This is a genomic window from Latilactobacillus parasakei (assembly GCF_049674265.1).
In the GTDB taxonomy this organism is placed as follows: domain Bacteria; phylum Bacillota; class Bacilli; order Lactobacillales; family Lactobacillaceae; genus Latilactobacillus; species Latilactobacillus sakei.
This window is the reverse complement of the sequence record NZ_CP186861.1, coordinates 1,509,488-1,522,914: the sequence shown is the minus strand read 5'-3', so window position 1 is coordinate 1,522,914 and position 13,427 is coordinate 1,509,488. Positions and strand designations below refer to the sequence as shown.

At 42.3% G+C, this 13,427-nt stretch carries 16 protein-coding genes; 10 read left to right on the top strand and 6 right to left on the bottom strand.

The window, feature by feature from the left end; all coding sequences use genetic code 11:
- Positions 1–6 precede the first annotated feature (6 nt).
- The 7 genes from ACPBEH_RS07690 to ACPBEH_RS07660 all read left to right on the top strand — a co-directional run bounded on the left by ACPBEH_RS07690 (position 7) and on the right by ACPBEH_RS07660 (position 5,571).
- Entirely contained in the window at positions 7–774 is a 768-nt protein-coding gene (locus ACPBEH_RS07690; protein WP_016264318.1) for a ParA family protein, read from the top strand.
- On the top strand, positions 764–1,639 hold the full coding sequence (locus ACPBEH_RS07685; RefSeq protein WP_016264319.1) for a ParB/RepB/Spo0J family partition protein: 876 nt from the start codon (positions 764–766) through the stop codon (positions 1,637–1,639). The genes ACPBEH_RS07690 and ACPBEH_RS07685 overlap by 11 nt, the downstream gene beginning before the upstream one ends.
- Positions 1,640–1,657: 18 nt before the next feature.
- Entirely contained in the window at positions 1,658–1,906 is a 249-nt protein-coding gene (locus tag ACPBEH_RS07680) for a DUF951 domain-containing protein (RefSeq protein ID WP_424348798.1), read from the top strand.
- A 23-nt stretch (positions 1,907–1,929) separates the two neighbouring features.
- The gene (gene ychF / locus ACPBEH_RS07675; protein ID WP_056946778.1) at positions 1,930–3,030 is read left to right on the top strand and encodes a redox-regulated ATPase YchF; all 1,101 of its coding nucleotides are present in this window, start codon (positions 1,930–1,932) and stop codon (positions 3,028–3,030) included.
- A gap of 17 nt (positions 3,031–3,047) precedes the next feature.
- Positions 3,048–3,722 carry a DUF1129 domain-containing protein gene (locus ACPBEH_RS07670; RefSeq protein WP_099960125.1) on the top strand — a complete coding sequence of 225 codons (675 nt, stop codon included), beginning with the start codon at positions 3,048–3,050 and terminating at the stop codon, positions 3,720–3,722.
- Between the two features lie 36 nt (positions 3,723–3,758).
- Positions 3,759–4,523 carry a prolyl oligopeptidase family serine peptidase gene (locus tag ACPBEH_RS07665; RefSeq protein ID WP_424348797.1) on the top strand — a complete coding sequence of 255 codons (765 nt, stop codon included), beginning with the start codon at positions 3,759–3,761 and terminating at the stop codon, positions 4,521–4,523.
- 379 nt (positions 4,524–4,902) lie between these two features.
- Entirely contained in the window at positions 4,903–5,571 is a 669-nt protein-coding gene (locus ACPBEH_RS07660; RefSeq protein ID WP_016264323.1) for an HAD hydrolase-like protein, read from the top strand.
- Here ACPBEH_RS07660 and nrdI read toward each other — a convergent pair.
- Entirely contained in the window at positions 5,568–6,035 is a 468-nt protein-coding gene (gene nrdI, locus ACPBEH_RS07655; protein ID WP_424348796.1) for a class Ib ribonucleoside-diphosphate reductase assembly flavoprotein NrdI, read from the bottom strand. The two genes, ACPBEH_RS07660 and nrdI, sit on opposite strands and share 4 nt — an antisense overlap.
- Before the next feature lie 115 nt (positions 6,036–6,150).
- Here nrdI and ACPBEH_RS07650 point away from each other — a divergent pair, with 115 nt between their 5' ends.
- The gene (locus ACPBEH_RS07650; RefSeq protein WP_424348795.1) at positions 6,151–6,999 is read left to right on the top strand and encodes a hypothetical protein; all 849 of its coding nucleotides are present in this window, start codon (positions 6,151–6,153) and stop codon (positions 6,997–6,999) included.
- A gap of 54 nt (positions 7,000–7,053) precedes the next feature.
- On the opposite strand, the gene ACPBEH_RS07645 is transcribed toward ACPBEH_RS07650, so the two are convergent.
- Together ACPBEH_RS07645 and ACPBEH_RS07640 are read right to left on the bottom strand one after the other, a co-directional pair.
- Positions 7,054–7,680, bottom strand: coding sequence for a DUF421 domain-containing protein (locus tag ACPBEH_RS07645; RefSeq protein ID WP_424348794.1), 627 nt, complete (start codon positions 7,678–7,680; stop codon positions 7,054–7,056).
- A 12-nt stretch (positions 7,681–7,692) separates the two neighbouring features.
- A complete protein-coding gene (locus tag ACPBEH_RS07640; protein WP_424348793.1) occupies positions 7,693–8,136 on the bottom strand; it encodes a DUF3290 domain-containing protein in 444 nt (147 codons plus the stop codon).
- Between the two features lie 116 nt (positions 8,137–8,252).
- Between ACPBEH_RS07640 and ACPBEH_RS07635 the strand changes: the two genes are divergently transcribed.
- Complete coding sequence (locus ACPBEH_RS07635; RefSeq protein WP_424348792.1) at positions 8,253–8,618, top strand: iron-sulfur cluster biosynthesis family protein; 366 nt, start codon at positions 8,253–8,255, stop codon at positions 8,616–8,618.
- 109 nt (positions 8,619–8,727) lie between these two features.
- Positions 8,728–9,588 carry a DegV family protein gene (locus ACPBEH_RS07630; RefSeq protein WP_424348791.1) on the top strand — a complete coding sequence of 287 codons (861 nt, stop codon included), beginning with the start codon at positions 8,728–8,730 and terminating at the stop codon, positions 9,586–9,588.
- 47 nt (positions 9,589–9,635) lie between these two features.
- On the opposite strand, the gene ACPBEH_RS07625 is transcribed toward ACPBEH_RS07630, so the two are convergent.
- The 3 genes from ACPBEH_RS07625 to ACPBEH_RS07615 form a co-directional block, all read right to left on the bottom strand.
- Positions 9,636–10,979 (bottom strand): hemolysin family protein, encoded by a 1,344-nt coding sequence (locus tag ACPBEH_RS07625; RefSeq protein WP_424348790.1) that lies wholly within the window; start codon positions 10,977–10,979, stop codon positions 9,636–9,638.
- A gap of 231 nt (positions 10,980–11,210) precedes the next feature.
- Positions 11,211–12,062 (bottom strand): aldo/keto reductase, encoded by an 852-nt coding sequence (locus tag ACPBEH_RS07620; protein WP_424348789.1) that lies wholly within the window; start codon positions 12,060–12,062, stop codon positions 11,211–11,213.
- Between the two features lie 83 nt (positions 12,063–12,145).
- Positions 12,146–13,378 (bottom strand): DUF2075 domain-containing protein, encoded by a 1,233-nt coding sequence (locus tag ACPBEH_RS07615; protein ID WP_424348788.1) that lies wholly within the window; start codon positions 13,376–13,378, stop codon positions 12,146–12,148.
- Between the last annotated feature and the right edge of the window lie 49 nt (positions 13,379–13,427).

The following is a 13,427-nucleotide window of genomic DNA, read 5'->3' as shown; positions in this document are numbered from 1 at the left end:
CACATTATGGCGCATGTTATTTCAATTGCAAACCAAAAAGGTGGGGTTGGTAAAACAACAACGACCATTAATTTAGCGGTTTGTTTAGCAGATGCGGGTAACCGAGTGTTAATCATTGATTCTGATGCACAAGGTAACGCAACGAGCGGTATCGGGATTCAAAAATCACAAGTTGAAAAAGATATTTATGATGTTTTAGTCGATGAAATTCCAATTAAAGAAGCAATTTTGAAAACAAATCATCAGCACGTTGATATTGTGCCGGCAACGATTCAATTAGCCGGTGCAGAAATTGAATTAACGGCCCAAATGGCCCGTGAAATGCGTTTAAAACTTGGTTTAGAAGCCGTTTTAAACGACTACGATTATGTCTTGATTGACTGCCCACCTTCATTAGGTCAATTATCAATCAACGCCTTTACGGCTAGCAATTCAATTTTGATTCCAGTCCAAAGCGAATATTATGCGCTAGAAGGCTTGAGTCAATTATTAAATACGGTCCGGTTAGTACAGAAGCATTTCAACCCGAACCTTGCAATTGAAGGGGTCTTACTAACGATGTATGATGCCCGAACAAACTTAGGGGCCCAAGTGATTGAAGAAGTGCGCAAGTACTTTGGCGATCGCGTTTACGATACAATTATTCCACGCAACACACGATTAGCGGAAGCACCCAGTCATGGGGTTTCAATCATTGATTACGATCCTAAATCTCGTGGGGCTGAAGTTTATCAAGAATTAGCCAAGGAGGTGTTAGCAGCTAATGGTCAATAAAAATGGTAAAGGACTTGGTCGAGGACTCGAAGCTGTTTTTTCAGCATTTGAGGGACCCAATAAGAATCGTGCGGATGAACTCGTTGAAGAGATTGCCCTCGAGGATATTCGTCCCAATCCTTATCAACCACGTAAAACGTTTGATGAGGCAGCACTAGCAGAACTTGCTGCTTCCATTAAAAAATCAGGCGTTTTCCAACCAATCATTGTGCGTAAAAGCATTAATGGTTACGAATTAATCGCTGGCGAACGTCGTTTCCGTGCTTCTAAATTAGCTGGCAAAACTACGATTCCAGCGATTACCCGTCAATTTGATGAAGAAGCGATGATGGAAATTGCGGTCTTGGAAAATCTTCAACGGGAAGATTTAACACCGCTAGAAGAAGCGCAAGCCTACGACACCCTTTTGAAGAAGTTAAACTTAACGCAAGCTGAAGTGTCAGAACGCTTAGGCAAGAGTCGCCCTTACATTGCCAACTACTTACGTCTATTGGGCTTACCAGCAGACGTTAAGCAATTGCTGCAAGAAGGCCAACTCTCAATGGGACAAGCGCGGACGCTTTTATCATTGAAGAAAAAGAGTCAAATTAGCGCCCTCGCCAAGCGAACGATTGCCGAAAGTTTAACGGTGCGCCAATTAGAACAACTCGTCAACCAAATGAATCAAACCAAAGCGGCTAAAGTTGCTAAGACTAAGATTAAATCACCTTACATTCAAGCGAGTGAAAACCAATTAGTCGATAAATTCGATACCAAGGTCAATATTGCGATGAACAGTAAGGGCCGGGGTAAAATTGAAATTGATTACGGCACGGTAGAGGATTTAAACCGAATCTTGGCTTTACTAGATGTCAATATTGATTAGATTAAGGAGACATTTGTGATGTATGCATTAGGCGATCTCGTTCAGATGAAAAAACAACATGCCTGTGGCACCAATCGTTTCGAAGTGGTCCGCTTAGGGATGGATATTCGAATTAAATGTATGGGCTGCGGACACGCGGTCTTATTACCCCGCCGGGAATTTGAAAAGAAGCAAAAGAAAGTGTTGGTCGAAGCTGCCGATGTTGATGTAACAACGGAACCACATTATCAATTGTTGTCAAAAGGTCCCAATCAAACTAATTTTTAACGTAAAGGAAAGTGTAAAAAACTATGTCATTAACTGCAGGAATTGTTGGGTTACCCAACGTCGGAAAATCAACTTTATTTAACGCCATTACTAAGGCCGGTGCCGAAATGGCGAACTACCCATTTGCGACTATTGATCCTAACGTTGGGATGGTTGAAGTACCCGACAAACGTTTAGACCGGATTCAAGAAATCATTCCCGCTAAGAAGATTGTCCCAACGACTTTTGAATTTACCGATATCGCCGGGATTGTTAAAGGCGCTAGCAAGGGTGAAGGTTTAGGGAATAAATTCTTGGAAAACATTCGCCAAGTGGACGCTATCGTGCATGTTGTTCGTGCTTTTGACGATGATAATATCACGTCTGTAACGGGGACTGTTGATCCGTTAGACGATATCGATACAATTAACCTAGAACTTAGCTTAGCCGACTTAGAAAGCGTCACAAAGCGTTATGCGCGTGTTGAAAAGATTGCCCGCACTAAGGACAAGGAAGCTTTGGCTGAATTTGAAGTTTTAAAGAAAATCAAACCCGTTCTTGAAGAAGGCGGCTCAGTTCGTTCAATCGAATTTAACGAAGACGAAGCTAAGATGGTTAAAGGGTTCTTCCTATTAACGTCAAAACCAGTCTTATACGTTGCCAACATCGCTGAAGATGCAATGGCAGATCCTGATAGTGTTGATTACGTTAAACAAATTCAAGATTTTGCAGCTAAAGAAGGCGCAGAAGTAATTGCGATTTCAGCAAGAACTGAAGAAGAAATTGCCTCATTAGATGACGCTGATAAAGCTGAATTCTTAGAAGCAGAAGGCGTTACTGAATCAGGTTTGGATAAATTAATCCGTGCTTCATACCACCTATTAGGGCTTGCAACCTTCTTTACCGCTGGTGGCAAGGAAACCCGTGCTTGGACTTTCCGTCAAGGCATGAAAGCCCCACAAACTGCCGGTGTGATTCATTCCGACTTCGAACGCGGTTTTATCCGGGCCGAAACAGTCTCATTTGCTGACCTTGATCAATACGGTTCAATGCAAGCTGTTAAAGAAGCTGGTCGTTTACGTCTTGAAGGTAAAGAATACATGGTTGAAGACGGCGACATTATCGAATTCAGATTCAACGTTTAATTTGAGGAGGAGAACAATTGGCTAAGACAGAACCAGCAGTAGAAACAGAGCAAGTCGATGTTGACGCGCTCAGTAAACAATTAAGTAAGAAAAACGCGGACTATTTATTTAAATTCAAGCGTGCTTTAAAAGAAGAAGATGTTTCAGCCGAAAAAGAAGCTGAAATGCTTGCTGAGATGTTACCTGAAATGCTTGAAGCACAACACAAAGGACAACCCGCAACGCAAATTTACGGGCCAGTTAGCACGAAGATTAATCAATTACTACACGCGCCTAAAGCACCGGTTAAAACGAGTTTACAATTACAAATGTTGGATAATGCTTTGATTTTCTTGATTATGTATTTAGCTTTCAACGGGATTGCAGCGCAATTTTCAAGCAAGAACTCAAATGCAATGATTGGGATTACCTCAATTGTGATTACAGCTGCGATGGCCGGCGTTATCATGACTTATCCAATGCGCTATACACAAATGCCCAAAGAACAACGCCCACCATTCTGGAAGATGGCGTTAATCGTTGTCGGCTTAACCTTGGCCTTTGTCGCCGCTTATGGTGTGACAATCTTAATTCCAGGTTTCATGAACCCAGTCTTACCAGCATGGATTCAAATCGTGATTGCGGCATTATTAATCGTAGTCCGCATCTATATCAAGCGTCGTTATAAGATTACTGGCACTTTCTTCGGGTAGTATTGCCCGGGAAATTAAAAAGAGGGAGACAGATGAATGATTAGTATCGAAGAACGCCAATTTGGCGCCGTCAGCACGTTAATTGTGACGCCAGGTGGGCAAGAACAAACCTTGTTACCAACGGTATTTGTCTATCATGGTTGGACGCATCGGAAAGAATCCGAATTGATGTTGGCTAACTTTCTCGCTAAAGCAGGTTTTCGGGTCGTTTTACCAGATGCTAAGTATCATGGTAAACGTCACGGTAGCCAAATGTTTTCTGAGTTGATGTTTGAATTCTGGCAGATTGTGATGCAATCAGTCGATGAATTCGGCCCATTAGTTGCTGCTTTACAAGCGGAAGGCTTAGTTGACCCAGAACGCCTGGGTGTCACTGGCACATCAATGGGTGGGATTACAACGGATGCTATTTTAGCTCGTTATCCCAACGTTAAAGTCGGGGTTGATAAGATTGGCGCACCAATGCCAGTTGCATTTGCAAAATGGCAAACCAGTCAATTACCACAATCGATTCAAGAACGGTACCAAGATCAAATTGAAACAACGCTCGCAGATTTGGCAGAATATGATTTAGCATTAAATGCTGAACGCTTAGCGGGTCGGCCACTCCATTTTTATCATGGGACCGCTGATCCAATGGTGCCTTATCAATTTACCGCTGATTTCATCACGCAGATTACTGAAGATGAAACACCGGCAACAAAACAGGTCACATTGACGACTGAAAATAATGGTCAACATAAAGTATCTGACGAGGCCCAACTAGACACCGTCACATTTATGCAGGCCCATCTGAAATAAAAAATAGCTAGCGGTTAACCGATGTTGGTTTAATCGCTAGCTATTTTTATGCAAACAAAAAGTCGGTCTTGGGGGGACCGACTTTTTGCAGATCCGAAGATCTAAAAAGGAGTAAGGGTTTTACAGATTATTTTGGGGGGATAATCTGTGCGGTGAAGCCACGCTTCACCGGTATTTTACTTTGGAGGAGTAAAATGAAAAAGTTAAGTAGTATGAAATAGAAAAGTATCGCTTTTCTATACTCATAACTATAATGGGGAAATGTGAAGATTCTGTGAAGCGCACTTTATAGATTTATGAAAAAAAGAATAAGGAAAGTTTAAGGTGAAAATAGTATGCTAAAATAAAGTATATTCAAAGGGATTGAGGATGAGAATCGATGACAAAAGGAACAGTTTTATTTGATTTAGATGGTACGATTGCCGACTCACAAAAGGGCATTATCAATGCCTTAGAGTACATGATTGAAGAATTGGCCTTGCCAACGCAAACGACGGCCCAATTAATTAGTTTTATTGGCCCACCACTTAACGAAACAATCATGAGAGTCTTTGGTTTAGATGAAGCAGCGACGCAACAGGCGATTAAAACATTCCAAGAATATTATGCGCCTAAAGGCTTATATGAAAATGAACTTTATCCAGGCATGCACGAAACATTGGCAGCCTTACAAGCCCAAGATTTACAATTGGCGATTGCAACGTCTAAACCTGAACCCTTTGCCAAGAAGATTATCGACCACTTAGAATTAACGCCTTACTTTAGCGGTGTCTACGGTGCAAGTGTTGATGAAACAACGCGGGTTAAAAAAGCGGATGTCATTACTTATGCGTTGGCAGAACTTGGTTTATCAACGAAAACTGAACCACTCTTGATGGTTGGTGATCGCCAAAATGATATTCTTGGGGCCAAGCAAAATGAAATGGCGGCTGTTGGTGTTAGCTACGGTTTTGGTAGTATCGCCGAACTGAAAAAAGCCGGCGCGGTCCAAATTGTGACCCAACCGACTGATTTAATTACGACATTACCCGCTAATTTGAAGCTCTAAGCGTGTTTTTGCGCATTGGCGACTAACAACATGTAGATCCGACCAACATCGCGAGAGTTACCGCGGAGTTCGTAATCCGCGATGAAGGGGACGTTAAATTGTTCGGCATAGCGTTTAGCAGTTAAGCAATATTGTTCGTTGAAATTGCGATTGCCGCTGCCAATCACGCCGTAACATAAATCAGCATTATGCCCATAAGCGATATATTCGCCTAAGCTATTGGTCATCAATTCTTTGACGCCGTTATCAATACCATTGCCGCCATCTAAGTATGTGGGCACAAAAGCGTAAAAGGGTTCTGTTTCATCCTTAAAGGGGGTTGCATCTGAAATCTCAGTTAATGAAATAGTAGGCAAAGCCGGGTTGGTGGTATGTTGTTGTTGTGCATAGTCTTGTAAATCGGAAACAAAAGAACGGGTATTACCAGCTGGCGAAATATATAAAATGGATAGATTAGTGATCATTGAAGTGCCTCCTGTGAACGATACTATATACTCACTGTAGCATTTAATAATTGATATGCCTAGTCTTAAAATTTAAGGATAACTGTGAAATCGAAAGGAAAATATGATGACCAATATGAGTCGACTGAATCAAACACCAAAGGCGACAAGACCGAATAAAGGCCTTAGTCGTTTTCTGACTTTTTTAATTTTTTGCTGCGCCTTCTTTGGGATTGGCGGCATCATTTTAAATCAAACAGTTTTAAAAGAATCGTTTACCCAAGAACAACTTAATCAGCCTAAGACCTTGAAACTCGTGACAAACGAATTCAATACAGTCTTATTAGATGCGGCGCAAAAAAATGGCTTACCGCAATCGGTTCAAGTCCAACTGCTCTCAACCGCGGATGTTAAAACGGATATGACCAAGACCGTTAAGAATATCTACGCGTTCAAAGACCGGCCATTAGACAGTGATCAAATGGTTGAACAAATGGCCGGAAATTTAACGGCGGCTATTCCTAGCAACCCCATTGAACAAGCGTTAGTCAAAACAGCGGTGGCGGCGGTTCAACCACCATTGAAGACGTATTTAAATGATCAAATTCAAACGCCTTATTTGGTGCCAATGGTTTCTGAATTAGCTGTTATGACGAGTGTCGTTAACATCGGGATGTGGATTGCGATTATTATGGGAATCGTCTTATTAATCGTCCAATACGCGGTCAGTGGGAAGTTCCGCTACCTATTCGGGAGTTTAGGCGCAGCACTTGCTTGGAGTGGCTTATTCCTCCTCTTAGGGACTGAAACGGCTAAATTTAGTGGCTTGATTGAAGAAGTTGCCCAACGTGCTGGTGAATTCAATACTGTGATTATTAACTACGCCACAAGCGTCTTGGATTACGCTTGGCAAATCAGCCTGATCACATTGATTTGCGGCGTTGTTTTGTGGGTTCTAGCGAAGATTTTCCAAAAAGTTCGTTAACCAAAAAAGGGTGTGAGGACGAAAGTGACTTTCGTTCCCACATCCTTTTTTAAGTTAATAAGCCGTAATGATAATTTGGTGGTTGAGATAATTGGCCATGTAGATTTGTTGTAGTTCGTACCCTTGTTGGGCGATATCAGCGAGTAACCAGTCTTCATCTTTGTCGATTAAACTTAATGCATCGACGTTGATTTGCCCATCCATAATCAGTGGGTATTTGATTGTCGCGTCGCCTTTTTGAGTAATCGTCAGTTGGCCATTTTGTTCTAGAATCGCCCGTTGAACGGTCCGAATATCGTTAATCCCGGCAATTCTGAGCTTAAAAGCAAGGTCTTGGGCTGACAAGCTATTCTTGGCGGCGGTGCGGGCATCGATGCGGCCGTTAGTGATGATTGTTTGGGGCACACCAATTACCCAGCGTTTAATCCATTGATTATGGGTGGTTAAAAATTTCATGGTGAAGACAATTAGCGTCCAGATTAAGAGTACGAGGAAAAACTGAATAAACGAGATGTCGGCGTTATAAATCATACCGCCGACAATCCCGCCGAGGACGTAATTTTGAAGTTGATCGATGCCACTGGAAGGGGCTAAGTTCCCCTTACCAGAGAGGTTAATTTGTAAAACGAGGCAGAAAAAGCCGAAAATGAGTTTAATCGTGATATCTAAATAAGATGGCATGTGGCTGACTCCTTATTGTTGGTAGGTAATTTTAGAATTGATGAGTTGCGCTTTTTTTAGTTGATAACTGGTGAAGTTATTGTCGAAGACCACTTGATAGTAGTGCTGATGAACTTTGACGACCATGTTTTGTTGGAGTGAAGTGGCGTTGACGGAAACCGATTTGACGGGTACTTTCTGCGCCTGGGCGATACTCTTCATGAACTGCGTCATTTGGACTTGTTGCGAGCGTGCAGTGTTGAGCTGTTCTACTCGTGTATACTGAATGCCACCAAGTAAGACGCCGACTAAGACGAAGATAATCAAGAGGTCCCGATACTTTGAATCGGACCGGTGACGGAGGTATTGGACGAAGTAAATGAGAATTAGACTCCCAACAAGTAGTGAGAGCAAAATTTTAAAATAGAATTCGAAATCATTTTGATTGATGAAATAAGAATAACGATAAAAAAGCATCGAAACGCCTCCCGAATAGATAAGTACGATAACTATTGTAGCACAAGTACTGCGAGCATATAAATTGTGTAAAATCTAAATGGTGGTAAGCTAAATATATGAAAGGGATGATTAATATGGTATTAAAAATAACAGCAGCAGCTCAAGAGAAGATTCAAAAGCAGATGACGACTGATCAAACATTATTACTTGATTTAAATGATGGCGTCGGTCCATTCTCAAAGGTTGGTTTTTGTTCATTAGATACTGATTTTCGTTTATTAATTGTACCAAATGATGCGGACTTAAAGAGCTATCCAGAAACATTTGACTCGGAAATGGGCCCTATTCGCTATAAGGCATATACAGCCGACTATTTTGACGGTCACGAGGTCCTCGATTTAGATGAAAAACGCCAAGTATTAACCTTAGTCAATAACAGCGGTGTCGTTGATAACCGGGTGCCAATTATCGTTTTTGATCATGAAAAAATAACAGAATAAGGGTTATTTTAAAAAGCGGTGTCCAGAAGCGACACCGCTTTTTGCTTGCTTGTTATTTCAGGATTAAGGTGGGATAATGGCAAGAAATAGTGTTACAAAGGAGTCTTACATGAAAACGGCAATTGTAACAGATAGCGCCGCTTACCTTGATCCTCAGGTTGCGCAAGCCAATCAAATCATCGTTGTACCGATTACGGTAATTTTTGGCCAACAAACTTATTTAGAAAATATTGAAATTTCAACCACTGAATTTTATGAAAAAATGCGCACCACCGATAAGTTACCAACTACGTCTCAAATTACGATGGGGCAAATGCAGATGATTTTTGACCAACTGATCGAAGATGGTTTCGATGAAGTCATTTGTATTCATTTATCGAGTGGGATTACGAGTTTTATCAATAACCTGCAAGCTTATGCTCGCCAAGTCGAAGGTATTACGGTTTATCCATTTGATTCGAAAGTCACGAGTGCTGGCGAAGCTTTCCTAGCATTAGAAGCAGCGCGGTTAGTGGCCCAAGGCGAACACGCTGAAACCATCATGCCTAAATTGGCTGCTTTGCGGGAGACAATCGGCGTTTACTTCGTCGTCGATGATTTGAGCCATCTGATGCGCACCGGACGGATTTCTAACGGGGCCGCTTTTGTCGGAAACTTATTACGGATCAAACCAATTTTAAGTTTCGATACAGCTGGCAAAATTGTTGCGTTGACCAAGGAACGGACGAAAAAACGGGCCTTTCAAAAAGTGTTAACGGATTTTGAAGCAGCCGTGGCCGCTGCTGATTATCCGATTCGCGCGTGCGTGATCGACGGGAATAATCCAGTAGAAAGTGCGCAGTGGGTTGAGACGCTGACGACCAAATTCCCAGGGATGCCAATTGAAACCAGTCATATCGGACCAGTTGTGGGGGTCCACACTGGTGAAAAGGTGATGGGCATTATTTGGGGCCGCGATGTTCTAAATTAAAGCGATTAAAAAGGCGTCGACAATTATGTCGACGCCTTTTTTGACTTTTAAAGTGTTGTATCTGCACGTTGTGGATTGACGGAAACTTCAAACCAATCAATGTAACCGCGGTTAAATTCAGCGACCGTTAAATCGAAGCGGTCAATTGAAACAACGGAATCTTGATGTAAGTCAGTGAAGTTTTCCAAGACATAACCGGCAACGGTTACGCTATCTGATGCTTCGAAGGCTTCAATGTCTGCCTTGAAGAAGCGTTCAAAATCGTAAAGCGTTGTTTTACCGCTAACGCGATAACGGTTGTCATCTTCTTTGATGATATATTCATCCGAAACGTCATCGATTTCATCTTTGACAGTCCCGAATAATTCTTCGTAAATATCTTTATCGGTGACAATCCCACTCGTCCCACCGTATTCGTCAACAACGACCACAATCGGTGTTTGTTTATTAATCATTTGCGTTAATAAACTATGGATGGGTGTTGTTTCGGGAACAGAGATGATTGAGCGGAGTAATTTGCTAACGCGGATTGAATCATCGACTTGTGCTTGGCGCACCAAGTCGTAGGCGTAGACGTAACCGAGAATTTTATCTTTATCATTTTCAGCGACCACTGGGAAGCGACTAAAGCCTTGTTGGAGATAATCCTTAACAACGTCTTTGACGGTATCGGTAATGTCGACGACGTATAAACTGGTCCGATCGACCATCACGTCTTTGGCAATTCGATCGTTAAAATCAAAGGCCCGCTGCATGTAAACTAAATCGTTACGATCCAATTCACCACCGGTTACGGCGTTTTTAGAAAGGCTAATGATTTCAGCTTGTGATAAAACATCGCTACTTTCGTCAGCAGGTGCAAAACCGATCAGTTTAACAACGCCGTTTGCGGAAACATTTAGTAACCAGACAAATGGGTAGAAAATGATGTGACAGTAATGAAGTGGCTTAGCCACGGCCATTAACATCTGCATTGGGATATCGATACTGATATTCTTCGGTACAATTTCAGTGAAGACAACTTCTAAATAGGTTAGGACTAAAACACCGGCTACTGCGCCGATAATGTGCAGGCCGCTCTCAGAGACAAGATGCGTCAAGCCTAATAAATCAACTAACACTGTTTCGACAGTTGATTCACCAATCCACCCTAAGATAATCCCCGCAACACTGACCCCAACTTGCGTGGTTGAAAGATACTCATTGAGATTTTGAGTCATCTTAAGGGCGAGTTTTAATTTTTTAGGACTACCATTTCCGGAATGAATCGCATCTTCTAGGGCACTGGGACGTGTTTGAACGAGTGCGAATTCTGCAGCAACGAAAAAAGCTGCTAGAAAGAAGGTAACGAGCATGACGAACAGATTGGTAAATATCTGACCACTTGACAATATAATTCCCCATTTCTTAAATCAATAATGCTATCTTACCATTTTCAGACCTTCAACGGTAAATAACGTCGGTCATAAGTCTGATTTTCTGATATATCATAATGAAAATACCATAATTAATGGTGGAGGTAAACTAAATTTTGTAAACTACATTTTTCAATTAAAGGCTGTTCATATAAAAAGAGCAAACGACGTGGCAATTCACGCGGCTGCTCTTTAGAGAGAGTATCTTTAGAATGTTGCTGTATCAGGATCTTTGGCTTTACCAACAACACCATCGAGTTGATCGATAGTTTGCATATCTTCAGGTGTTAATTCGAAGTCAAATAGTTGCGTATTTTCTTGAATGTAGTTGGCGTGAACTGATTTTGGTAATGGTAAGAAACCGTGTTGCAATGACCAGCGCAATGCGATTTGTGGAATTGAGCGTTGGTATTTAGCAGCGAGGGTCTTCATTTCTGGCACATCAAAAATCTTACCAGTACCAAGAGGGCTGTAAGCTTCTAATAACATACCGTTATCGCGTGAGTATTGCACCGTCTCAGCTTCCAATTCACCAGGGGCTAAGAAGATTTGGTTCACCATTGGTTGCACCTTAGCGGTCTTTTTCAAGGCTTCTAAGTGGTGTGCGCGGAAGTTGCTGACACCAATTGCTTTGGCTTTACCGGCATTGTAGAGTTCTTCCATTGCTCGCCAAGTTTCAGCATTGGCTGCTTCCCAATTATCGCGGAAATCAATTGGGTTAGGCCAGTGAATCAATAATAAATCGACATAGTCGGTTTGCAATTTTTGAAGTGATTCTTCGAAAGATTGCATTGTTAAATCATAACTGTGATTAGCGTTCCAAATTTTAGTTGTTAAAAAGAGATCCTGGCGTGCAACGCCACTTTCTTGGATGGCAGTGCCGACGCTGGCTTCGTTTTGGTAAGCTTGGGCAGTATCGATGTGACGGTAACCCGCTTCAAGTGCTGCCTTAACTGATTTAATGGCTGTGTCGCCATCTGGTGTTTGCCAAGTCCCAAAGCCGAGTACGGGGATTTGAACGCCGTTTGCTAACGTATAAGTTGTTATTAATGTTGTCATCTAAAAAACACTCCTTTTTGAACTGAATTGATTACAGGGTCAATTTTACACTTTTGGTCTATTTTTGAGTAGGAAAGTGCTTTTTATTGCCCGGGAAATGTTGCCGTTTGTAACGCTAATAAGCGTTTTTGTAAAGCGGGATCGAGGGCGTAGAGGTAAAGTCCGTTGCGCGCCCGGCTCATCAAGACGTAGAGACTATTGAGGATGATTTGGGTCTTAATCTGAGTCGGATTATCAAAGCGATTGGCACCGGCAAAAGCCGCTTGATCCTCATAGTATTCCGGTTTAATCAGTAGGCAATCTTGTGCTGGGTCATAGCCAATTGACGGGCCTAAAATGACGCCGGCATAGTTTAAATCGAAGCCTTGAATCGTGTAAACAGAGCCGACTTCATCAATACTATCTTCACGTTCCGCCCAATAAGTCTTGGCGGTGGGTTGATACCGATCCCAGCGTAATTTGAAATGCGGGGCAGTTACGTAATGGTCGTGCGGATCATTGAGTGTTGCTGGAAAATCATAGGTCGCCAGTAACCGGGCCAAACCACTGTCTTGATTACGTTGACGAATAGCGGCGTATAGTTGGGCTGCGTCTGCAAAAATTTTGAATTCAAAATGCGGATCTTGGGGCAAGGCCTCGATTTGCATTTTGTGAAAGGCTTGTAACCAAGATTCAACCGAGGGATTTGCTTGAATTCGGAATTGATGGTGTAGCTGTGCTAATTCGTAGGGCCCGGTTTGGAGTTTAGTGAGAAGCTGTTGTTGCTGCCAATAACTTTTGACCTTGAGAACCTGTTGTTCATCAAAAATTAGAATCGTGATCCGACTGTGCCTACGAATCTCATCCAACTGATTATCCTGTCTGAAGTGATTATAAGGATCGCTGTGCGTTAATAAGAGGTGCGCTTCATCGACTAAAACAATATCGGCGCGGGTCTCCTGTTTGATGGCTTGGTTGATAAAGGTTGTCGGGCGTTGAAAATCCTTTTTCAAGAGCGCGTTAGTTGGTTGAACGTTATTTTGGTAGAGTTTCAACATTTCTGGATGATTAACCAATAATTTGTTGTTGGTTTGGTACAGCGGAGAAGTCGGCGTTTTACGCGCAAGTTCTTGGAGCGTTGAGAAGACGCTGTTTAAAATGACACTTTTACCGGTTCCGGCGGCGCCTTGAATTAAGAAGGTGGCGTGGTCCGCATCACGGTTTTGTTCACAAAATTGGATAATCGCGGCTTTGAGTTGCTGTTGCTCGGCAGTGAGTTGATTAGCCGGGCGTGTCAATTTGTAGAGGGCGCTGTTTTGGCGCTGAGCATTTGGCAAAAATAGGACTTCTTTCTAAATAACGTGATAAAAGAACCCCTGACAATGT

Coding starts and splice junctions, on each gene's coding strand:
- ACPBEH_RS07690 (WP_016264318.1), top strand. CDS start 7: ATGGCGCATGTTATTTCAATTGCAAACCAAAAAGGTGGGGTTGGTAAA.
- ACPBEH_RS07685 (WP_016264319.1), top strand. CDS start 764: ATGGTCAATAAAAATGGTAAAGGACTTGGTCGAGGACTCGAAGCTGTT.
- ACPBEH_RS07680 (WP_424348798.1), top strand. CDS start 1,658: ATGTATGCATTAGGCGATCTCGTTCAGATGAAAAAACAACATGCCTGT.
- ychF (WP_056946778.1), top strand. CDS start 1,930: ATGTCATTAACTGCAGGAATTGTTGGGTTACCCAACGTCGGAAAATCA.
- ACPBEH_RS07665 (WP_424348797.1), top strand. CDS start 3,759: ATGATTAGTATCGAAGAACGCCAATTTGGCGCCGTCAGCACGTTAATT.
- ACPBEH_RS07660 (WP_016264323.1), top strand. CDS start 4,903: ATGACAAAAGGAACAGTTTTATTTGATTTAGATGGTACGATTGCCGAC.
- nrdI (WP_424348796.1), bottom strand. CDS start 6,035: ATGATCACTAATCTATCCATTTTATATATTTCGCCAGCTGGTAATACC.
- ACPBEH_RS07650 (WP_424348795.1), top strand. CDS start 6,151: ATGAGTCGACTGAATCAAACACCAAAGGCGACAAGACCGAATAAAGGC.
- ACPBEH_RS07645 (WP_424348794.1), bottom strand. CDS start 7,680: ATGCCATCTTATTTAGATATCACGATTAAACTCATTTTCGGCTTTTTC.
- ACPBEH_RS07640 (WP_424348793.1), bottom strand. CDS start 8,136: ATGCTTTTTTATCGTTATTCTTATTTCATCAATCAAAATGATTTCGAA.
- ACPBEH_RS07635 (WP_424348792.1), top strand. CDS start 8,253: ATGGTATTAAAAATAACAGCAGCAGCTCAAGAGAAGATTCAAAAGCAG.
- ACPBEH_RS07630 (WP_424348791.1), top strand. CDS start 8,728: ATGAAAACGGCAATTGTAACAGATAGCGCCGCTTACCTTGATCCTCAG.
- ACPBEH_RS07620 (WP_424348789.1), bottom strand. CDS start 12,062: ATGACAACATTAATAACAACTTATACGTTAGCAAACGGCGTTCAAATC.